Below are 21,185 nucleotides of genomic sequence, written 5' to 3'. Positions count from 1 at the left end.
GTGACGGACACTCATCGCGCGGCCTCTTCCCAGAACACCACCAAGCAGATCTTCGTGACCGGTGGTGTGGTCTCTTCTCTCGGTAAGGGACTGACAGCCGCCAGCCTCGGCAACCTGCTCACCGCCCGCGGTCTGCGCGTGGTCATGCAGAAGCTCGACCCGTATCTCAACGTCGATCCGGGCACGATGAACCCCTTCCAGCACGGTGAGGTCTTCGTCACCGACGACGGCGCCGAGACCGACCTCGACATCGGTCACTACGAGCGCTTCCTCGACATCGAGTTGAGCCAGGCCGCGAACGTGACGACCGGGCAGATCTACTCGCAGGTCATCGCGAAGGAACGTCGCGGCGAGTACCTCGGCGACACCGTGCAGGTCATCCCGCACATCACCGACGAGATCAAGCGCCGCATGCGCTTGCAGGCGACCGAGGAGCCCCGCCCCGACGTCATCATCACCGAGGTCGGCGGCACCGTCGGCGACATCGAGTCGCAGCCCTTCCTCGAGGCCGCGCGGCAGCTGCGGCACGAGCTCGGCCGCGACGCCGTCTTCTTCGTCCACGTCTCGCTCGTGCCGTTCATGGGCGCCTCGGGTGAGCAGAAGACGAAGCCGACGCAGCACTCCGTCGCCGCCCTCCGCCAGGTCGGCATCCAGCCCGACGCCCTCGTGCTGCGCAGCGACCGGCCGGTCAGCGAGAGCAACCGCAACAAGATCGCGCTGATGTGCGACGTCGACGTCGAGGGTGTCGTCAACACCGTCGACCTGCCGAGCATCTACGACATCCCCTCCACGCTGAACGACCAGGGCCTCGACGCGTACATCGCCCGTCGCCTGGGTCTGGCCGAGAAGGCCGAGGAGGTCGACTGGACGCGTTGGAGTAAGGTGCTCGACGCCGTCCACAACCCCAAGCACGAGGTCACGATCGGCCTGGTCGGCAAGTACATCGATCTGCCCGACGCGTACCTGTCGGTGACCGAGGCCCTCAAGGCCGGCGGTTTCGCGCAGGAGACCAAGGTCAACGTCACCTGGATTCCGTCGGACCTGTGCGAGACGCCCGAGGGCGCCGCGAAGGCGCTGGCCGTCGTCGACGGCATCGTGGTCCCCGGCGGGTTCGGCATCCGCGGCATCGAGGGCAAGCTCGGTGCGCTGAAGTTCGCGCGCGAGCAGGGCATCCCCACCCTCGGCATCTGCCTCGGCCTGCAGTGCATGGTCATCGAGTACGCCCGCAACATGGCCGGCCTCGCCGGCGCGTCCTCGAGCGAGTTCGACCCCGAGACGGAGTTCCCGGTCATCGCGACGATGGCCGAGCAGGTCGACATCATCGCCGGCGGCGACCTCGGCGGCACGATGCGTCTGGGGCTGTACGAGGCCGACCTGGCCGAGGGGTCGCTCGCGGCCGAGGTCTACGGCGCCACGAAAGCGTCGGAGCGTCACCGCCACCGCTACGAGGTCAACAACCGGTACCGCGACCAGATCGCCGAGGCGGGCCTGGTGTTCTCGGGCCTGTCGCCCGACCGCAACCTCGTCGAGTACGTCGAGCTGCCGCGCGAGGTGCACCCGTACTACATCGCCACGCAGGCGCACCCCGAGCTGCGGTCGCGCCCGACCGAGGCGAACCCGCTGTTCCGCGGGCTCATCGCCGCCGCCCTGGACCGGCACCGCGCAAGCGAGCTGTTCGAGGTCGAGGATGACTGAGCTGCGTGACGAACCGGTCGACCCGGACGTCGTCTCGAGCGAGCTCGTCTACTCGGGCCACGTCTGGGACGTGCGCAGCGAGACGGTGCGCTTCGGCGAGGGGGAGATCACCCGGCAGTTCGTCGACCACCCGGGCGCTGCGGCGGTCGTGGCGATCGACGACGACGAGCGCGTCGTGCTCATCCAGCAGTACCGCCACCCCATCCGGCACCGCGACTGGGAGATCCCGGCGGGGCTGCTCGATGTGGCCGGCGAGCCGCCGATCGAGACGGCTCGCCGCGAGCTGGCCGAAGAGGTCGACCTCGTCGCCGCGTCGATCGAGCCGCTGCTGAGCATCTACACGACCCCCGGCGGCAACGACGAGATCATCCACATCTTCCTCGCGCGCGGACTGAGCCCCGCTCCGGACGCATACGAGCGCGAGGACGAAGAAGCCGACATGCGGGTCGAACGGGTGCCGCTGACCGAGGTCATCGACGGCGTGCTGGCCGGCCGCCTGCGCAACGGCATCCTGGCCTCCGGCGTGCTGGCTGCGGCCGAACGGCTGCGTCGGGGCTGAGGTGCGCCTCGAGCGTGCCGTCACGGCGTACCTGCGCCACATCTCCGTCGAACGGGGGCTGTCGGCGCACACGGTCGCGGCGTACCGGCGCGATCTCGACGCCTACACGACCTGGCTCGGTGAGCAGGGTATCGACGACGTCGCGGCCGTGACCATCGAGGTCGTGACGCGGTTCGCCGAGCAGGCTGCGGCGGCCGATCCGCCTCCCGCCGCCACGTCGCTCGCGCGCCTGCAGTCGTCGCTGCGCGGCCTGCACCGGTTCCTCGCCCGCGAGGGGCTGGCCGAGGGCGACCCGACGCAGCGGTTGCGGCCCCCGAAGACGCCGCGCCGACTGCCGAAGGCGCTGACGATCGATCAGGTGGAACGGCTGCTGGATGCCGCGGGCCCGGCGCCCGGCGATGCCGTCGACACCGATCTCGCGGGCCTGCGCGACCGGGCCCTGCTCGAGCTGCTCTACGCGACCGGGGCGCGGGTGTCGGAGATCGTGCAGCTCGACGTCGACGACCTCGCCCTCGGCGACGTCCTGCGCGTGCGCGGCAAGGGGGCGAAGGAGCGCGTCGTGCCGGTCGGGTCGTACGCGCGGGCCTCGGTCGACGCGTACCTCGCGCGGGCACGCCCGGAGCTCTCGCGCCGCGGCCGCGCGACGCCGCGTCTCTTCCTCGGCGTGCGCGGGGCGCCGCTGTCGCGCCAGAGCGCGTGGCTCATCATCCAGCGGGCGGCCGAGGGCGCCGGCCTGACCGCCCACGTGTCGCCGCACACCCTGCGCCACTCGTTCGCGACCCACCTGCTGCAGGGAGGCGCCGACGTCCGCGTCGTGCAGGAGCTGCTCGGCCACGCCTCGGTCGCGACGACGCAGATCTACACGCACGTGACCGTCGACGCTCTGCGCGAGATCTACGCGACATCCCACCCGCGAGCGCGCTGAGGTCGCCCGGCGCGCTGACGGAGCCACCCCGGACGCGCTGTCCTGCGGGGTTCCTCCGGGGCCGGTTTTTCCCGGTGATCGGGCGGATGCCGCCGGAGCGCCGCGACGGAGGATGGCAGCATGACCCCCGGCCGCGCGGTGCGCCCCGGTCGTGCGCTCGCGATCGGGTGGACCGTGGCGGGCGTGCTCGGGTGGGTCGTGTCGTTCTTGCTCTACCACGAGTACATCGGCCAGCTCAGCGGCGCGGACGCGCTGATCGCATGCGACATCAGCCCCATCGTCACGTGCGGGCCGAACCTCCTCAGCCCCGGCGGAAACCTCCTGGGCTTCAGCAACGCGATCATCGGCATCGTGCTGTTCCCGGGCGCCGTGTTCGCCGGCGTCTCGGCTCTCGCTGCACCGACGGGCCTGCGCCCCTGGTACTGGCGGGTGTACGGGGTGTTCGTCGCGGGCGCGTTCGTCTTCGTGCATGTGCTCGCGTTCCGCAGCATCGTCGAGTACGGCTCGCTCTGCCCGTGGTGCATGGTCGTGTGGCTCGTCACCATCCCGCTGTTCTGGTCGACCTTCGGCTGGAGTCTGCGCGAGGGGCTGTGGGGAAGCGCCGTCGAACGCGCCGGTGCCGTGCTGCTGGCGTGGACGCCGCTCGTCGTCGTCGTCGACTACCTTGCGATCGCCGTGGCGGCGCAACTGCGCCTCGATGTGCTGGGGAGCCTCTGATGCTCGGGGGACGCCTGCGCCGCCGCGCCGATCCGCAGCCGCCGCGGGCGCTGCCGGATGCCGCTGGTGCACGCGCATCCGCGCGGCGCGAGGGGTTCGCTCACGTGCCAGCGACCCGGCTGGCGTTCGACTCCGCGTGTCAGACGCTGCGTCCGCAGCCCGTGCTCGACGCCGTCCTCGCGCACGACCGTGACGGCGGCGCGTGCGGCGGCCGCGTGCAGTACGACGCCGGGCGCCGCGTCGACGCCGAGATCGCCGACGTCCGCCGTGCGGTGCTCGACGCGTTCGCCCTGTCGCCGCGCCGGTACGCGTGCGCCTTCACGGCCAACACCACCGCCGGCCTCAACGCCCTGCTGCACCAGCTGCCCGCCGGTCGTTTCACCCGCGTCATCACGACGCACACCGAGCACAACGCCGTGTTCCTCTCGACGATGACCTTCGCGCGTCGCGCCGGCATCCCGCGGATCGTCGTCGACCGGGCGTCCGATGGGTCACCGGTCATCGGCGACATCGACCTGACGGACGCCCTCCTCGTCGTGTCGGCGATGGACAACGTCGACGGCACCGTCGCGGCGGGGCTCGCCGACCTCGTCGAGCGCGCGCATCGCCGGGGCGGGGTCGTCATCGTGGATGCCGCGCAGGCGGCGCCCCACGCGCTCTCTCGCCTGCGCGGGGTCGCGGCCGACGCGTTCTGCTTCTCGTCGCACAAGATGTACGGCCCGACGCTCGGGCTCGTCGTCGCGACATCCGCGCTGCTCGACACGCTCGAGCCGATGTTCCTCGGTGGCGGACAGGTCGCCCGCGTGGGCGAGGACGACTACGAGCTGCTGCCCGACCTGCACACCCGCCTCGAGCCCGGATCGCTGCCCGGCAGCGCGATCGTCGGGTTCGGCGCTGCGCTGCGGTGGTTCCTGCCACAGCTGTCGGCGATCGAGGCCGACGAACGGGCGCTCGCCGAACGGCTCGCCGCCGGTCTGGAACGGATGCCGAACCTGACGCTCGAAAGCCCCGCTCCATCGCCCGTGATGTCGGTGCGGCCCCACCGTGTCGACGCCCACCGGCTCGCGGTGTTCCTCTCGCGTGCGGGGGTCGAGGTGCGCAGCGGCCACTTCTGCGCGCACCACTGGCTCGCCGAGCGCCGCGGGCTGCCGCCGCTCGTCCGCTTCAGCCTCGGCGCGCACAACACCGCCGACGATGTGGACGCCGCCCTCGCCGCGCTCGAGCCGATGATGCGGGGTCTGTGACGTGGTCTGCATCGTCGCGTTCGTGGTCGTGCTCCTGGGCTCGGCGGTCTCGGCGCGATACCGGCGCCTGCTGCGCCGCGCCTGGGGCTGCACGTGGCGGCGCGTGACGTTCCGGGCGTGCGACACGACGTTCCGCGACGACGTGAAGTCGTCGATCCTCGCGCCGCTCGCGACCCGGGCGCCGCGGCTCGTGCGCCCTGCGAGCATCGCGATCGAGGTGGTCGCGTGGCTGCTCGTCCTGTCGATGATCCTCAGCGTCTATCTGCTCGGCCGCAGCGGCCTGAACCTCTACGTCTACGGCACGTGCGACAAGCAGAGCGCGCAGTCGTGCTCGCTCGCCGCCGAGATGTGCTCGATCGACACCGCGCCCGGCTTCGCCGAACTGCTCGGCCGCGGCGACGTGATCGGGGCGGTGGGGGCCGAGGTCTCGTCGCTCGCCGAGACGATCGCCGCGGTGCCGAGCCGGCTGCGGACCTGGGATGCCGCCGACTTCACGCCCGTCGCGCCGACGTACCTCGGGGGCTACCGCGCCGGTCTGCCGACCGCCGTCGAGATCATGGACCCCGGATGCCGCTTCTGCGCGCAGCTGCTCGAGAACGTCCACGCATCGGGGTTCACCGAGGCCAACAACCTGACCTACCTCGTGTATCCGATCGAATCCGAGACCGGCCCGCGGTTCGCGAACTCGCCGCTCGTCGCGCGGGTGCTCACCGCGGTTCGGCTGCACGAGCAGGACCGGGCGGCCCTCGTTGCGGCAGCGGCATCCGTTCAGACCCCCGACTGGTTCGTGATCGAACGCCTCTTCACCGGCACCGTCGCGGACGGGACCGCCGCGCAGACCTGGATGAACGCCGCCGACCCGGTCGCAGCGCAGCGCCAGCTCGACGCCTGGCTCGTCGAGGCCGGCTACACGCCCGACGATCTCGCCGCCGTGCACGCCCTCGCCGACTCGCCGGCCGTCGCCGCCGAGCTCGAGCGGGTGCGGGACGTGGTCGAGAACGACATCCGCACGCTCGCGATCCCGAGCCTCATCGCCGGCGGTTCGCTGCGCTCGGGGCTCGTGGACGTCGACACCCTGCGCGGCATCCGGTAACGCCGCGCCCGGAAGGTCTCCCCGCGGGGCGTGCATGCCTGTGCGAGAATCGATCGCACGCTACGGAAAGCAGGAGTCTCGGTGACGGACAAGTCGCGGAAGGCCGGGAAGGCCCCCACGGAAGACACCCCGATCGGACCCACCGGTCGCCCCTACCGGGGTTTCCCGACCCCGCCGAAGCTCAACGGTCACGGTCCGGCGCGCATCATCGCGCTGTGCAACCAGAAGGGCGGCGTCGGCAAGACCACGACGACGATCAACCTCGCCGCCGCGCTCGCCGACTACGGGCGCCGTGTGCTCGCCGTCGACTTCGACCCGCAGGGCGCGCTGTCGGCGGGTCTGGGCATCGCGACCCACGACGTGCCGACGATCTACGACCTGCTGCTGGACACCAAGCGCGACCCGCACGAGGTGATCGTGTCGACCTCGGTGCCCGGGCTCGACGTCATCCCCGCGAACATCGATCTCTCGGCCGCCGAGGTGCATCTGGTCAACGAGGTCGCGCGCGAGACGATCCTCTCGCGCGTGCTGCGCAACGTCTCGGCGGACTACGACGTGATCCTCGTCGACTGCCAGCCGTCGCTCGGACTGCTGACCGTGAACGCGCTGACGGCGAGCCACGGCGTGCTCATCCCGCTCGAGTGCGAGTTCTTCGCGCTGCGCGGCGTCGCGTTGCTCATCGAGACGATCGACAAGGTGCGCGACCGACTGAACCCGTCGATCGAGCTCGACGGCGTCCTCGCGACGATGTACGACCCGCGCACCCTGCACTCGCGCGAGGTGCTCGAGCGCGTCGTCGAGGCCTTCGGTGACGACGTCCTCGAGACGGTCATCGGCCGCACCGTCAAGTTCCCCGACGCGTCGGTCGCCGGCGTGCCGATCATCACCTTCGCGCCGGAGCATCAGGCCGCGCAGGCCTACCTGCGCCTCGCGCGGGAGCTCGTCGCCCGTGGCGCCGTCGCCTGACGGATTCGCCGACGCGGTCGCCCCGACCGAGCCCGACCCGACCCGCGCCGATCGGAACGACGCTGCTCGGAACGACGCCGAACGGATCAACGCCGGCGCGGAGGCTTCCGGGGCGGATGGCGTCGCCCCGACCGAGCCCGACACGATCGAGCCTGACACGACCGAGCCTGACACGACCGAGGCGAACGGGCCGGGGTTCCGCGTCTCGCTGACGAACTTCGACGGGCCGTTCGACCTCCTCCTGAACCTCATCGGCAAGCACGAGGTCGACATCACCGAGGTCTCGCTCAGCAGGGTCACCGACGAGTTCATCGGGTATCTCCGCGGGCTGGAGCCCGAAGAGCTCGACGCGGCGTCGGAGTTCCTCGTCGTCGCCGCCACGCTGCTCGACATGAAGGTCGCGGGGCTGCTGCCGCAGGGCGAGCTCATCGACGCCGAGTCGGTGGCGCTGCTCGAGGCACGCGACCTGCTGTTCGCCCGCCTGCTGCAGTACCGCGCGTTCAAGCAGGTCGCCGGGTGGTTCGCGGAGCGCGTGGTGGCCGAGGACCGGCGCCACACCCGCTCGGTCCGCCTCGACGAGAAGTACCGGGCCGCCGTGCCCGAGCTGAAGTGGACGCTCACCGCCGACGACTTCGCCGCTCTCGCGATGATGGCCTTCGCCCCGAAGGAGATCCCCGTCGTGGGGCTCGATCACCTGCATGCGCCGCTCGTGTCGATCCGCGAGCAGGCGGCCGTCGTCGTGACGCTGCTGCGAGGCGCGGGTACCCTGAACTTCCGCGAGCTCGTCGCCGGGGTCGCGCAGCCCGGCATCGTCGTGGCCCGTTTCCTCGCCGTCCTCGAGCTGTACCGGCACGCGGCGCTGTCGTTCGAGCAGCTCGAGCCGCTCGGCGAGCTGACGCTGCGCTGGACCGCCGAACGCTGGTCCGAGGAGAACCTCGCCACCCTGGGAGCCGACTATGACCGATGACACGACGTTCGCCGTCGCCGACGTGGCGCGACGCCTCGAGGCGATCCTGCTCATCGTCGACGAACCGCAGAGCCTCGTCGCCCTCGCCGCCGCCGTCGGCGCGCCGGTCGCGGCGGTGCGTCAGGCCGTCGCCGGTCTCGTCGCCGACTACGACGGCGAGGCGGGCGGACCGCGTCGCGGGTTCGAGCTGCGCGAGGTGGGCGGCGGATGGCGCATGTACGTGCGCGGCGAACACGACGCGCTCGTGAGCGAGTTCGTCAACACGCAGGCGCCGTCGCGACTGTCGCAGGCAGCGCTCGAGACGCTCGCGGTCATCGCGTACAAGCAGCCGGTGTCGCGCGGCCAGGTCGCGTCGATCCGCGCCGTCAACGTCGACTCCGTCGTACGCACGCTGCTCTCGCGCGGCCTCGTGACCGAGGTCGGCCAGGACTCCGAGACCGGAGCGATCCTGTACGGCACGACCGACGCGCTGCTGGTCAATCTCGGCATCAACTCGCTCGACGAGCTGCCGCCGATCTCGCCGTTGCTCGACGACGGCACCGCTGGGTTCGAAGGAGAGGGAGTCCGATGACGGATGCCGAGGGCGTACGCCTGCAGAAGGTGTTGGCGAACGCGGGGGTCGCGTCGCGACGGGTGTGCGAGCAGCTGATCGTCGAGGGACGCGTGCGGGTCAACGGCACGGTCGTGACCGAGCTGGGCAGCCGCATCGACCCGGAGAACGACCGGGTCGACGTCGACGGCACCGCGGTGCAGCTGGACACGACCAAGCGCTACGTCATGCTCAACAAGCCGACCGGCGTCGTCAGTTCGATGAAGGACGAGAAGGGCCGGGCCGATCTCCGCCGGTTCACCACGGACTGGGACGAGCGCCTCTACAACGTCGGGCGGCTCGATGCCGAGACGAGCGGTCTGCTCGTGCTCACCAACGACGGCGAACTCGCGCACGTGCTCGCGCACCCCTCGTTCGGTGTCACCAAGGTCTACATCGCCAAGGTGCGCGGCCGCGTCACCCCGCAGACGATCGCTCGGCTGACGAAGGGGGTCGACCTGGAGGACGGCCCGATCGCGGCCGATAAGGCGCGGCTGCTCGACACCTCGGGCGACACCAGCCTCGTCGAGCTGACGCTGCATTCGGGGCGCAACCGCATCGTGCGGCGCATGATGGCCGAGGTGGGGCATCCGGTGCTCGAGCTCGTGCGTCGGCAGTTCGGGCCGCTGCACCTGGGAACCCTCCCGGCCGGCCGGGCACGCGAGTTGACTACAGTGGAGCGAGGTGCGCTGCTGACGCTTTCGCGCAGCGCCGATGGTGCCGCCCCGCACCCGACTTCTCCGGAGACCCCGTGACCGATCTTTCGCCCGCGCCCGTGCGCCCCGGCCGTGCTGCGCGCACGGCCGGCACCGTGCGCATCGTGGGCGCGGGTCTGCTCGGCTCGAGCATCGGCCACGCGCTGCGCCTGCTGGGCGTCGACGTCGTGCTCGACGACGCCTCCCCGGCGCAGCTGCGGCTCGCGGTCGACTACGGCGCCGGTCGGCTACCCGCCGGCGACGATCGGCCCGTGCTCGTCGTCGTCGCCGTGCCACCGGATGTCACCGCCGACGTCATCGAGCGCGAGCTGGCGGCTCACCCGGGCGTCGTGGTGACGGATGTCGCGAGCGTCAAGCTCGAGCCGTACCGCGAGCTGCGTGCGCGCGGCGTCGACCTCACGCACTACATCGGCTCGCATCCCCTCGCGGGCCGTGAGCGCGGCGGCGCCATCTCGGCGCGCGCCGATATCTTCGTCGGGCGCCCCTGGGTGGTCTGCCGCGACGACGAGACCCTGTCCTCCGACCTCGCGATCGTCGAGGGCCTCGCGCTCGACCTCGGTGCGATGCCGCTGGAGATGACGCCGCAGGAGCACGACGAGGCCGTCGCGCTGACCTCGCACGTACCGCAGCTCGTCGCGAGTCTGCTCGCCGGCCGTTTCGTCGCCGCCCCCGAGGGCTCGCTGCGGCTGACGGGTCAGGGCGTGCGCGACACGACGCGCATCGCGGCATCCGCCCCCGAACTGTGGGTGCAGATCCTCGGTGCCAACGCGGCCCCGGTCGTCGCTGTGCTCGACGCGCTCGCCGACGATCTGCGCTCCGTCTCGGACGCTCTGCGCGAGCCGGGTGCGCCGGGAGCCCGACGGGCCGTGGCCGACACCATCCGCCGCGGGAACGAGGGCGTGGAGCGGCTGCCGGGCAAGCACGGACAGAACCGCCGCTTCGAGCAGGTCGTCGTCCGCGTCGACGACACCGCGGGCCAGCTCGGACGCCTGTTCGGCGACCTCGGCGAGCTCGCCGTGAACGTCGAGGACTTCCGTCTGGAGCATTCACCGGGAGCACAGTTCGGGCTGGCCGAGCTGAGCGTCGATCCCGGGGTCGTCCACCAAGCCGTCGCCGGGCTCGAGCAGCGCGGCTGGAAGATCGCGAGCGTGCCGCATGCCTGATACCCCGTTCGCCGAGACCGGCGTGCCCACGACCGAGGCCCCGGTCACCGTCGCGATCGACGGTCCCGCCGGCAGCGGCAAGTCGAGTGTCTCGAAGCAGGCGGCGCGCGTGCTCGGCTACGGCTTCCTCGACACCGGTGCGGCCTACCGCGCCCTGGCCTGGCGCGTGCTCGAGCAGGACCGCGACACGGCGGACGCCGACGCGGTCGTCGCTGCGCTCGACGGCTTCGATTACGCGATCTCGCTCGACCCCGACGACCACTGGGTGCGCGTGGGCGACACCTTCGTCACCGATCAGATCCGCGAGCCGCGCGTCTCGGCCGCTGTCAGCGGCGTCGCGCGCGTGCCCGCGGTGCGCGAGCGGGTGAACCTGCTCTTCCGCGCGCTCGTCGCGGCGTCCGGCGCGGCGGGGGTCATCGTCGAGGGGCGCGACATCACCACCGTGGTCTTCCCGGATGCGCCCGTGCGCATCCTGCTGACCGCCAGTCCCGAGGTGCGCGCCGCGCGCCGCAGCGCCGAGCTCACGGGAGAGGATGCCGCGGCTGTCGCCGAGGCGCTTCACCGCCGTGACGCGTCGGACTCGCAGGTCGTCGACTTCCTCACCGCCGCGCCGGGCGTCGTGGTGGTCGACTCGACGGATTTGGACTTCGATCGGACCGTGGACGCCGTCATCGACGTCGTCCGCACCGCGACAGGAGAGAACTGATGGCTACGACCGAAGACGAGTACGAGGGCGGTCCCGACCAGCTCGAGGAGAAGCTCGCGAATCTCGACGAGGAGCTCGCCGACCAGCGGGCCGCCGCGCTGCGCGCGACGCTCGCCGACTACGAGCTCGACGATGAGGACGCCCACCTGCTCGCGGGCCTGACCGCGGGTGGGGAGGTCGTCGAGGTGCTGCCGGCGCTGCCGGTCGTCGCCATCGTGGGGCGCCCGAACGTCGGCAAGTCGGCGCTGGTCAACCGCATCCTGGGGCGGCGCGAAGCCGTCGTCGAGGACACCCCGGGTGTCACGCGCGACCGCGTCAGCTACAAGGCCGAGTGGATGGACCGCCGCTTCACGCTCGTCGACACCGGCGGCTGGGAGCCCGACGCGCGGGGCATCGACCGTTCGGTCGCCGCGCAGGCGGAGGTCGCGATCGACCTCGCCGACGTCGTGCTCTTCGTCGTCGACGCCATGGTCGGTGCCACGGCGACCGATGAGGCCGTCGTCCGGCTGCTGCGCAAGACGAGCAAGCCCGTCTTCCTCGTCGCGAACAAGATCGACGACGCGCGCCAGGAGCCCGAGGCTGCTGCGCTGTGGAACCTCGGTCTCGGTGAACCGCATCCGGTGTCGGCCATCCACGGACGTGGCGTCGCCGACCTGCTCGACGCCATCATGGAGATCCTGCCGGAGATCTCGGCAGTCGCGAAGAACGAGCTCGGCGGTCCGCGCCGGGTCGCGATCCTCGGTCGACCGAACGTCGGCAAGTCGTCGCTGCTGAACAAGGCGGCCGGCGAGGAGCGCGTCGTCGTCAACGATCTGGCCGGCACGACCCGCGACCCCGTCGATGAGGTCGTCGAGCTGGGTGGCAAGCTGTGGCGACTGGTCGACACCGCCGGCATCCGTCGCCGCGTGCACCTGCAGCAGGGCGCGGACTTCTACGCGTCGCTGCGCACGTCGGCCGCCCTCGAAAAGGCCGAGGTCGCCGTCGTCGTCCTCGACGTCACCGAGTCGATCAGCGTGCAGGACCTCAACATCATCGACCTGGTGTTGGAGTCGGGCCGCGCTCTGGTGCTGGCGTTCAACAAGTGGGATCGCCTCAACGACGTCGACATGGACAACGCCGACCGTCGTCGGTACCTCGAGCGCGAGATCGAGCAGGACCTGGCGCACGTCACGTGGGCGCCGCGGGTGAACCTGTCGGCACGCACCGGGCGGCACCTCGACAAGCTGGTGCCCGCGCTCGAGACGGCGCTGGAGTCGTGGGATCAGCGCATCCCGACCGGCAAGTTCAACGCGTTCCTCGCCGAGCTCGTCGCGGAGCACCCGCACCCGCTGCGCGGCGGTAAGCAGCCCCGCATCCTGTTCGGCACCCAGGCGTCGACGCGTCCGCCGACATTCGTGCTGTTCACGACCGGCTTCCTCGACCCGGGCTACCGGCGCTTCATCCAGCGGCGCCTGCGCGAGATCTTCGGGTTCGAGGGCACGCCGATCGTCACGAACATGCGCGTGCGCGAGAAGCGCCAGCGCTGATTCGGCCGCCGGCGGCGGCGATCCCGTCGCCGCCGGGTCCTGCCACCGCCGGGTCGTGCCTGGGTGTCGGTCGCGCCTCGGCGCCGGTCATGCCCCGCGGGATCGCGGCGTCGTCGGTGTCACCTCGTCGCGCTGGCGTCGATGGTCGGCTTCGATCGTCGGCTTCGCCCGTGCGCGGGCGGGCGACGCCGGTGCGATCCGGCGATCAACGTGCGGGCGGACGAAAGCGTCAGAACGGCGGCGACTCGTCTGGTGGTGCAGCGCCGGATGGGCCGGCTACGGTGAAGGCGACCACGGGCGGTGGCGCGTCTTCGCGGTAGACCCTCCCGGTGGGGGAGGTCCACACGAGCAGTCCTCCTGCCAGCTGTCTGACGCGCCAGCGGGTGTGGTGTTTGACGTCGTGGTGGCGTTTGCAGAGGTGGGCGAGGTTGCCGACGCAGGTGGGTCCGCCGTCGGATGCCGCGTGGGTGTGGTCTATCTCGCAGCGGATGGCGGGCTGCCGGCATCCGGGGAACCGGCAGTGCCGGTCCCGTGCCCGGAGCAGGCGTCTCATTGCGGCGGTGGGTTGGTAGGCGTCGCACTCCAGCACCGTCCCGGTGACGGGGTGGGTGAGGAGTCGGTCCCAGGCGGTGTTGTCACCGGCGAGTTCGCGGGCGGTGGCGGCGTCGATGGGGGAGCGGCCCACGAGGTCGGCGGGCCCGTCGTCCTGACCGGTGAGGGTGAGTGCCGAGACGACGACCTGTACCTTCGCGCGGATCGCCCCGAGCGCACCATTGCCATCACCGTCAGCGGTGGGGTCGAGCGCGGGTGCCCCGGCGAGGAGGAGGTCGGCGAACACGTCGGCGCGGACCTGGTCCATCGTGCGGGTGTCCGCCGCGAACGACGAGCCGTGCGGCGCGTCTGCGTCTGCGTCGGCTTCCGCTCCCGCCGCGTCCGCCTGCGGGCGGGCGTCGATGATCTCGCGTGCCTGTCGCGTCAGCCGGTCGACCACGCCCTCGGCGATCACGGTCGGGAGCGTCGCGATCAGGTCCGACATCCCGTCCGGCCCCGGTTGCACGCGCACGCACCGCCCCGCGGCCGCCTGCTCGTGCCGTTCGCTGAACGAGCGCGGATGCAGTCTCGCCGCGAGATGCACCAGCGCATCCCGCACCCGGTTCGGCGTCTCACCGTCGCACCGCTCGATCGCGACCCGCTCGAACTCGCCCCGCACCTCGGCCGGCACGACGCATCCGGTGTCCTGAATCACCCGGACGTGCCCTCGCGCGATGCGCCCCGCTTCCCAAGCGTCCATCGTCGCGGGGTAGTGCTCGACCAGGTCTCGCGCTTCGTCGATGCGGCGTTGCAGCGTCCGGTCCGTCGTGACGAATACCCCCGCGAGCTCGGCCGCGATGCTCCGCAGCGTCATCTCGCGGGCCGTGACCCGCTCGTCCGCCCTCGCCGACTGCTGCTCCGCCAGCCGCCCCGCCGCGGCGAGCACGCGCACCTCGTGGATCTGCGCGGCGCGCGCGGCATCCGTCGCCCGCTCGGCGTCGGCGACGAGTTGCGCGAGCGCGGCGACATCCGCGTCGCTCCCGCTCCCGACCCCGCCACCAACCGCGCCATTCGAAGACATGTTCGAATAATGTCACGGACCTCCGACATGGCGCCGCGACCATCCACAGCCCGGCGAACTCAGCGCTTGTCGGGCGCAGCGCGGCGCACCATGGCAGTCTCGTCCGGCGTCTCGAAGCCGAACTCGGCGTACAGGCTGTGCGCGTCGCGGGTGAACAGCGTCCAGCGGAAGTCGTGTCCCGGTCCCTCGTCGATCATCCGTCGCAGGATGCGCCGCGCGACCCCGTGGCCCTGGTGTTCGGCGACGACGAAGACGTCGGCGAGGTAGGCGAAGCTCGCCCCGTCCGATGCGGCACGCGCGAATCCGACCTGCTCCCCGGTGTCGACGCGGTACGCCCCGACGAGACGCCAGGCCGCGTCGAGTTGCGCCTCGAGCACGGCGCGCTCGCGCCAGCGCCCCCAGTACGCCTCGGACGACAGCCAGCGCCACACCACCTCGCGTTGGATGCGGGCGGGGGCGTCGTCGATCTCGTACTCCACATGCCCAGTGTGAGGGCGATCCATCCACAGCCCCGCTGGTAACACGATGCCAATCACGGCCGCGTGGACCCGGGCTATGTCAGGCTGTGGGGATGACCGATCCCGCCTCCGCCGCACCGCGCCCGCCACATGGCCCGCGCGATCCCGGTGACGCCTGGGTCGTCGCGCCGACGGGCGAGCGGTACTGGGGGCGCTTCGGCGCCGCGGGTCTGCTGGCCGTCGATGCCGAGCGGGGGATCCTGCTGCAGCACCGCGTGTCGTGGAGCCACTTCGGCAACACCTGGGGGCTGCCCGGCGGTGCGCGCCACGCGGGGGAGTCCGCTCGTGACGGCGCCCTGCGCGAGTCGGCCGAGGAAGCCGGTGTGCCCGCCGACGCCGTCACACCTCGCTTGTTGAGCATCCTCGACGTCGGTGTCTGGACGTACGGCACGCTCGTCGCCGATGTCACGACGCCGTTCGAGCCGGTGATCAGCGATCCCGAAAGCCGCGAGCTCGCGTGGGTGCCGCTCGACGACGTCGATGCGTATCCGCTGCACCCCGGGTTCGCTGCCTCGTGGCCGCGCCTGCGCGGGCTGCTCTCGGTGCGCCCGACCGTCGTCGTCGACGTGGCGAACGTCGTCGGGTCGGTCCCCGATGGATGGTGGCGCGATCGCGCCGGTGCATCGTCGCGCCTGCTCTCCGAGCTGGCCGCGCTCGCCGCGGAGGGAGTGGATGCCGCGGGGCTCGGGCTCGACGAAGACATCTGGTTCCCGCGGTTCGTCGCCGTCGTCGAGGGTCAGGCCCGAGGGGTCGACGACGTCGATGCCGTCGGCCTCGTCCGGGCGACCGGGTCGGGCGACGACGCGATCGTCGCCGAGGTCGCGCGGGCCGTCGCCGCGGGCGAGCGCGTGAGCGTCGTGACGGCCGACCGCGAGCTGCGCGCGCGGATCGAGGCGCTCGGCGCCGCATCCCTGCCGCCCTCGTGGCTTCGCGACCGGCTGTGAGAGCGCACTCCACCGGCCGGCCCGTTCCCTCGCCCACGCGGCGTCGTGTCGCGGCGCTGATCGCGGCCGCGGTCACGGTCGCCGCGGGCCTTCTCGTCCATCGTGCACTGCCCGACTCGGCGGCATCCGACATCGCCGGCGACGCCCTCTACGCCCTGCTCATCTACGCGCTCGCCGTCGGGGTGGCGCCGCGGGCGCGGGTGGGGGTCGTCGCTGCCGCCGCGATCGGCTGGTGCGTCGCCGTCGAACTGCTGCAGCTGACCGGCATCCCCGAGCGTGCGGGGGCGGTGTTCCCGCCCGCGATGCTCGTGCTCGGCACGGCCTTCGACCCGCGTGACCTCGCCGTGTACGCCGTGACGGTGGTCGCCGCGGCAGGAGCGGATGCCGCGCAGCGCAGCATCCGCTCGCGGTTCACCGCACGACGACCTCGCTGAACCGGTCGCGGGGCACCGCGTCGAGGTTCGGCGGCTCGGCTCGGGCGGGGCCGCACCGGGTGCCGGTGGCGCGGAAGCGTTGCAGCGCCCACCGGCGCACCCCGCGCTCGGCGAGCAGGTCGCCGAGGGTCGCGAGGCGCGCCTCGTCGATGAGGTCGGGGTGGACGGTCGTCCGCACCTCGACGTCGAGTGGGTGCGCCGTCGTCGCTCGGCGTCGCTGCTCGGCGAGCACGAGGTCGAGCGAGCGCAGCGCGCCCGCGCCACTCGGGCCGCGGCCGGTGACCTCCTCGTAGTCTTCGGGCAGGGCCTTGATGTCGAGCCCGATCCACGACAGCCCGGGCAGCAGCGGAGCGAGCAGCGTCGGGTAGGCGCCTCCGGTGTGCAGCCCCACTGCGAAGCCGAGCCCGCTCACCCGCGCGATCGCGCCGGCGAGGCCGCGCTGCATCGTCGGCTCTCCGCCCGAGAACACCACACCGTCGAGCAGTCCGACCCGGCCGCGCAGGAACGCCGCGACCTCGTCCCACGCGATCCGCCCGGGCTCGCGCGGATCGATGAGCGCGGGGTTGTGGCAGTAATGGCACTCCCACGGGCAGCCCTGCAGGAAAACGGTGGCCGCGAGGCGCCCCGGCCAGTCCACCGCCGAGAACCGTGAGAGTCCCGCGATGCGCAGCTCCTCCGGCGGATGCGGCCGGGTCGCCGCGCCCATCAGACCGCGCCCATCAGACCGTGACCGGCTCGGACCGGCCGTACGAGAAGGGCACGCGCTCGGCGGCTTCGCCCTTCTTGCCGATGTTGAACGACGCGACGGGGCGGAAGTACCCCATGACCCGCGTCCAGACCTCGCACTCCGCGCGGCACTGCGGGCACAGGGTGTGGTCGCCGGAGAGGTAGCCGTGCTGCGGGCAGATGGAGAAGGTCGGCGTGATGGTGATGTACGGGATGCGGTAGCCCGCGAGCGATCGCCGCACGAGCGCTTTGCACGCCGCGGCCGAGGGGGCTGCCTCGCCCATGTACAGGTGCAGCACGGTGCCGCCGGTGTATTTCTGCTGCAGCGGCTCCTGCAGGCCCATCGCCTCGAACGGGTCGTCGGTGAACGCGACCGGCAGCTGCGACGAGTTCGTGTAGTACGGGTTCGCGCTCGTGCCGGCATGCCGGATGCCGTTCCCGTCGCCGTTGCGCTCGCCGAACCGAGCGATGTCGCTGCGGGCGAAGCGGTAGGTCGCCGATTCGGCCGGGGTCGCCTCGAGGTTGTACAGGTGCCCGGTCTGCTCCTGGAACTCGACCATGCGGGCGCGCACGTGGTCGAGCAGGTCGGCGGCCAGCCGCATCCCCTCGTCCGAGGTGATGTCGTGCCGGTCGTCGGTGAAGTTGCGCACCGCCTCGTTGAGCCCGTTCACCCCGATCGTGGAGAAGTGGTTCGCGAGCGTGCCGAGGTAGCGCCGGCTGTAGGGGAAGAGCCCGGCGTCGAGATGCCAGCCGATGACCGCGCGCTTGGCCTCGAGACTGTCGCGGGCGATCTCGAGCAGGCGGTCGAGCTCGGCGTACATGCCCGCGCGGTCGCCCGCGTGCACGAATCCTAGTCGGGCGCAGTTGATCGTCACGACGCCGATCGAGCCGGTCTGTTCTGCCGAGCCGAACAGGCCGTTGCCGCGTTTGAGCAGCTCGGTCAGATCCAGCTGCAGGCGGCAGCACATCGAGCGGATCATGCCCGGGTCGAGGTCGGAGTTCACGAAGTTCTGGAAGTACGGCAGGCCGTACTTCGCGGTCATCTCGAAGAGCGCGTCGACCTCGGGGGTGTCCCAGTCGAAGTCCTTCGTGATGTTGTAGGTCGGGATCGGGAAGGTGAACGCGCGGCCGTCCGCGTCGCCCTCGGTCATCACCGCCAGGAACGCCCGGTTGATCATCGCCATCTCGGGCGCGAGGTCGCCGTAGGTGAAGTCGGCGATGCGTCCGCCGACGAGGGGGCGCTGGTCGGCGAGATCGTCGGGGCAGGTCCAGTCGAAGGTGAGGTTGGTGAACGGCGTCTGCGTGCCCCAGCGCGACGGCACGTTGAGATTGAAGACGAGCTCCTGGATGCCCTGACGCACGGCCGCGTCGTCGAGTCCGTCGAGGCGTACGAACGGTGCCAGGTAGGTGTCGAACGAGCTGAACGCCTGCGCCCCGGCCCATTCGTTCTGCAGCGTGCCGAGGAAGTTCACGATCTGGCCGAGCGCGCTCGAGAAGTGTTTCGGCGGACGCGACGCGATGGCCCCGGGAACGCCGTTGAAGCCCTGCTCGAGCAGCGTGCGCAGAGACCATCCCGCACAGTAGCCGGCGAAGACGTCGAGGTCGTGGATGTGGATGTCGCCGTCGCGATGCGCCGCGCCCGCCTCGGGCGCGTAGACCTCGTCGAGCCAGTAGTTGGCGATGAGCTTGCCGGAGGCGTTGAGGATGAGCCCGCCGAGGCTGTAGCCCTGGTTCGCGTTGGCGTTGACGCGCCAGTCGCGGCGCTGCAGGTATTCGTCGACGGTCGCGGCGACGGGGATGGACCGGGCGGGGGTGGGGGTGGTCATTCATGTCCTCTCGAGTCGTCACCAGATGTTGTGGTGTGAACTCGATTCAGGCACTACATGCTGTACGGCCCGCCCCCGCCGCGCCGGAATTAATGCGTGCTCAGCGAGCGAAGCGAGCGCCGCCAACCGGTCGGCGAGGCCGTGACACGACGAAGGCCCGCCCGGCGAACCGGGCGGGCCTTCGTGAATGACAGGTGGCGTCAGTTGTTGCCGCGCAGGATCGCGATGATCCGCAGGATCTCGACGTACAGCCACACGACCGTGACCATGATGCCGAACGCGCCGACCCAGCCGAAGACGCGGGGAGCGCCGTTGCGGACACCCTGCTGCACCTGGTCGAAGTCGAGCACGAGCGAGTAGGCCGCCATGATGACGACGAGGACACCGATGATCAGACCGAGCGGGATGCCGGCGATCGTGGCGCTGTGCAGACCGAACATCATGTTGCCCGGGATGACGTTGAACAGCATGAGGCCGACGTTCAGCAGCGAGAAGACGAGGTAGCCGACCATCGCGATCATGAAGATCTTGGTGGCCTTGGCCGACGCGCGAACCTTGCCGCTGGCGAAGAGGGCGAGCGTCACGCCGACCACCGAGACGGTGGCGAGCGTCGCCTGCATCACGATGCCGGGCCAGATGAACTCGAAGTAGGCCGAGATGCCGCCGACGAAGAGGCCCTCGAAGGCCGCGTAGGCGAAGATCAGACCGGGGCGGACCTTCTTGCGCGAGGTGAAGATGACGGCCATCGCGAGGACGAAACCGCCCAGGCCGCCGATGATCCACGGCATCATCGTCGGGTTGGGGTTGGCGACCGACACCGGCGAGAGCGTCCAGATCCAGCCGACCACCGCGGTGGCGAGGAGGATCGCGAACAGGCTCAGCGTCTTGACGACGGTGTCTTCGGTCGTCATGCGGTCGGTCTGGTGGGCGCCGGCTGCCGGGGCCGCGTACAGGCCCTCGAGCTGAGCCTGCGTCGCGGCATCCATCGACGCGTGCTGCGCCGATGCGGTCTGGGCACCGGCGGGCGGCGGCGTCAGACCCGGCCGCTGCTCCTTGAAGGCCGGGCTGTCGAATGCGGGGTTATTGAGGGCCACTGCTCTCACACTCCAAGTCGAGGGGTCGACACAGCTAGATGCCGTGTCTCCCCAGCCTACGGGAACCGGTTCCTCGCGGGTATGCGCGGCGCTGTGAGCAGACTATGAAGGCGATCGCCCTCAGCGGAATCTCCCCGCTCGGCCCTAGCCTGAGGGGCGTGACTCGCCCCCTCGTGATCGGTCACCGGGGTGCGCCCGGCTATCGCCCGGAGCACACCCGGTCGTCGTACCTGCTCGCGCTCGACGCGGGGGCGGATGCCGTCGAGCCCGACATCGTGTTCAGCCGCGACGGCGTCGCCATCGTGCGGCACGAGAACGAGATCGGTTCCACCACCGACGTCGCCGAACACGAGCGGTTCCGCGAACGCCGCACGACGAAGACGATCGACGGCGTCGCCGTGACGGGCTGGTTCGCGGAGGACTTCACGTGGGACGAGCTCGCGCAGCTGCGCTGCCGTGAGCGCGTGCCGCAGCTGCGCCCCGACAGCGCCCGCCACGACGGTGCCGAGCCGATGCTGCGGCTGCGCGACGTGCTCGATCTCGTGGCGCACGAGCGGGAGCGGACCGGACGCGCGGTCGGCGTCGTCCTCGAGATCAAGCATGCGACCTTCCTCGCGAGCGTCGGCTTCGACGTCGCGGCCCTCGTCGCCGCAGAGCTGCGCGACGCCGGGTGGGACGCCGGGCAGCACCCGCTGTGGATCGAGTCGTTCGAGCTCGACATCCTCGACCGGCTCGGCGCGTCGGGCGTCGCCGGCACCCGCGTCTTCCTGCTCGAGGCCACCGGCGCGCCATTCGACCGCGTCGCGGCGGACGGGGCGCAGGCCCGCACATACGACGACTGGGCGTCCCCCGCCGGCCTGGCCGAGCTGCACGGCCGTGTGGACGGGATCAGCGTCGACAAGCGGATGATCCTCGCGCCCGGCCGATCGCGGCAGGGTGGATCGGTCGTCGCGGACGCGCACGCGCGGGGCCTCTCGGCCTTCACGTGGACTGCGCGCCCGGAGAACGCCTTCCTCGTCCGCCGCCATCGCCGGGCGGGCGGTCCGGCCGCCTGGGGAGACTACGCCAGCGAGTGGGCCGAGCTGGCGGCATCCGGGATCGACGGCGTCTTCGTCGACCACCCCGACCTCGGCGTCGCGGTCTTCGGTCGAGAGGCCTGAGGCGA

21 protein-coding genes are annotated in these 21,185 nt (G+C 71.4%); 16 read left to right on the top strand and 5 right to left on the bottom strand.

Annotated features, from left to right (window positions below):
- The 13 genes from pyrG to der all read left to right on the top strand — a co-directional run bounded on the left by pyrG (position 1) and on the right by der (position 12,866).
- Complete coding sequence (pyrG, locus tag PUW82_RS14185; protein ID WP_274222917.1) at positions 1 to 1,695, top strand: CTP synthase; 1,695 nt, start codon at positions 1 to 3, stop codon at positions 1,693 to 1,695.
- The gene (locus PUW82_RS14180) at positions 1,688 to 2,254 is read left to right on the top strand and encodes an NUDIX domain-containing protein (RefSeq protein ID WP_274222916.1); all 567 of its coding nucleotides are present in this window, start codon (positions 1,688 to 1,690) and stop codon (positions 2,252 to 2,254) included. Before pyrG ends, PUW82_RS14180 begins: the two co-directional genes overlap by 8 nt.
- Before the next feature lies 1 nt (position 2,255).
- On the top strand, positions 2,256 to 3,179 hold the full coding sequence (gene xerD, locus PUW82_RS14175) for a site-specific tyrosine recombinase XerD (protein ID WP_274222915.1): 924 nt from the start codon (positions 2,256 to 2,258) through the stop codon (positions 3,177 to 3,179).
- A gap of 120 nt (positions 3,180 to 3,299) precedes the next feature.
- Positions 3,300 to 3,896 (top strand): vitamin K epoxide reductase family protein, encoded by a 597-nt coding sequence (locus PUW82_RS14170; protein ID WP_274222914.1) that lies wholly within the window; start codon positions 3,300 to 3,302, stop codon positions 3,894 to 3,896.
- Positions 3,896 to 5,140, top strand: a complete 1,245-nt coding sequence (locus PUW82_RS14165) for an aminotransferase class V-fold PLP-dependent enzyme (protein WP_274222913.1) — start codon at positions 3,896 to 3,898, stop codon at positions 5,138 to 5,140. The genes PUW82_RS14170 and PUW82_RS14165 overlap by 1 nt, the downstream gene beginning before the upstream one ends.
- Before the next feature lies 1 nt (position 5,141).
- Complete coding sequence (locus PUW82_RS14160; protein ID WP_274222912.1) at positions 5,142 to 6,233, top strand: hypothetical protein; 1,092 nt, start codon at positions 5,142 to 5,144, stop codon at positions 6,231 to 6,233.
- Between the two features lie 81 nt (positions 6,234 to 6,314).
- Positions 6,315 to 7,199, top strand: coding sequence for a ParA family protein (locus PUW82_RS14155; RefSeq protein WP_274222911.1), 885 nt, complete (start codon positions 6,315 to 6,317; stop codon positions 7,197 to 7,199).
- A gap of 145 nt (positions 7,200 to 7,344) precedes the next feature.
- A complete protein-coding gene (locus PUW82_RS14150; RefSeq protein WP_274222975.1) occupies positions 7,345 to 8,166 on the top strand; it encodes a segregation and condensation protein A in 822 nt (273 codons plus the stop codon).
- Positions 8,156 to 8,737, top strand: coding sequence for an SMC-Scp complex subunit ScpB (gene scpB / locus PUW82_RS14145; RefSeq protein WP_274222910.1), 582 nt, complete (start codon positions 8,156 to 8,158; stop codon positions 8,735 to 8,737). Before PUW82_RS14150 ends, scpB begins: the two co-directional genes overlap by 11 nt.
- Positions 8,734 to 9,510, top strand: coding sequence for a pseudouridine synthase (locus PUW82_RS14140; RefSeq protein ID WP_274222909.1), 777 nt, complete (start codon positions 8,734 to 8,736; stop codon positions 9,508 to 9,510). Before scpB ends, PUW82_RS14140 begins: the two co-directional genes overlap by 4 nt.
- Entirely contained in the window at positions 9,507 to 10,634 is a 1,128-nt protein-coding gene (locus PUW82_RS14135) for a prephenate dehydrogenase (protein ID WP_274222908.1), read from the top strand. Before PUW82_RS14140 ends, PUW82_RS14135 begins: the two co-directional genes overlap by 4 nt.
- Entirely contained in the window at positions 10,627 to 11,340 is a 714-nt protein-coding gene (cmk, locus tag PUW82_RS14130) for a (d)CMP kinase (RefSeq protein WP_274222907.1), read from the top strand. Before PUW82_RS14135 ends, cmk begins: the two co-directional genes overlap by 8 nt.
- Positions 11,340 to 12,866: a ribosome biogenesis GTPase Der gene (der, locus tag PUW82_RS14125; protein WP_274222906.1), complete on the top strand. Its 1,527-nt coding sequence runs from the start codon at positions 11,340 to 11,342 to the stop codon at positions 12,864 to 12,866. Before cmk ends, der begins: the two co-directional genes overlap by 1 nt.
- A 229-nt stretch (positions 12,867 to 13,095) precedes the next feature.
- Here the strand turns inward: der and PUW82_RS14120 are convergent, their stop codons facing one another.
- Entirely contained in the window at positions 13,096 to 14,478 is a 1,383-nt protein-coding gene (locus PUW82_RS14120) for an HNH endonuclease signature motif containing protein (protein WP_274222905.1), read from the bottom strand.
- Between the two features lie 59 nt (positions 14,479 to 14,537).
- Entirely contained in the window at positions 14,538 to 14,957 is a 420-nt protein-coding gene (locus PUW82_RS14115; RefSeq protein WP_274222904.1) for a GNAT family N-acetyltransferase, read from the bottom strand.
- 86 nt (positions 14,958 to 15,043) lie between these two features.
- Between PUW82_RS14115 and PUW82_RS14110 the strand changes: the two genes are divergently transcribed.
- Both PUW82_RS14110 and PUW82_RS14105 read left to right on the top strand, forming a co-directional pair.
- The gene (locus tag PUW82_RS14110; protein WP_420792761.1) at positions 15,044 to 15,940 is read left to right on the top strand and encodes an NUDIX domain-containing protein; all 897 of its coding nucleotides are present in this window, start codon (positions 15,044 to 15,046) and stop codon (positions 15,938 to 15,940) included.
- Positions 15,937 to 16,374 carry a ribosomal maturation YjgA family protein gene (locus PUW82_RS14105; protein WP_274222901.1) on the top strand — a complete coding sequence of 146 codons (438 nt, stop codon included), beginning with the start codon at positions 15,937 to 15,939 and terminating at the stop codon, positions 16,372 to 16,374. Before PUW82_RS14110 ends, PUW82_RS14105 begins: the two co-directional genes overlap by 4 nt.
- Here PUW82_RS14105 and PUW82_RS14100 read toward each other — a convergent pair.
- The 3 genes from PUW82_RS14100 to PUW82_RS14090 form a co-directional block, all read right to left on the bottom strand.
- A complete protein-coding gene (locus PUW82_RS14100) occupies positions 16,352 to 17,080 on the bottom strand; it encodes an anaerobic ribonucleoside-triphosphate reductase activating protein (RefSeq protein ID WP_274222900.1) in 729 nt (242 codons plus the stop codon). The two genes, PUW82_RS14105 and PUW82_RS14100, sit on opposite strands and share 23 nt — an antisense overlap.
- A gap of 13 nt (positions 17,081 to 17,093) precedes the next feature.
- A complete protein-coding gene (locus tag PUW82_RS14095) occupies positions 17,094 to 18,926 on the bottom strand; it encodes a ribonucleoside triphosphate reductase (protein WP_274222899.1) in 1,833 nt (610 codons plus the stop codon).
- Between the two features lie 200 nt (positions 18,927 to 19,126).
- The gene (locus PUW82_RS14090; protein WP_274222974.1) at positions 19,127 to 20,020 is read right to left on the bottom strand and encodes a Bax inhibitor-1/YccA family protein; all 894 of its coding nucleotides are present in this window, start codon (positions 20,018 to 20,020) and stop codon (positions 19,127 to 19,129) included.
- A gap of 104 nt (positions 20,021 to 20,124) precedes the next feature.
- Here PUW82_RS14090 and PUW82_RS14085 point away from each other — a divergent pair, with 104 nt between their 5' ends.
- Positions 20,125 to 21,180: a glycerophosphodiester phosphodiesterase family protein gene (locus PUW82_RS14085; RefSeq protein WP_274222898.1), complete on the top strand. Its 1,056-nt coding sequence runs from the start codon at positions 20,125 to 20,127 to the stop codon at positions 21,178 to 21,180.
- Positions 21,181 to 21,185: the final 5 nt, after the last annotated feature.

The organism is Microbacterium thalli, from assembly GCF_028737325.1.
GTDB lineage: Bacteria > Actinomycetota > Actinomycetes > Actinomycetales > Microbacteriaceae > Microbacterium > Microbacterium thalli.
The sequence above is the reverse complement of the archived record's forward strand: the minus strand, read 5'-3'. Positions and strand labels throughout refer to the sequence as shown.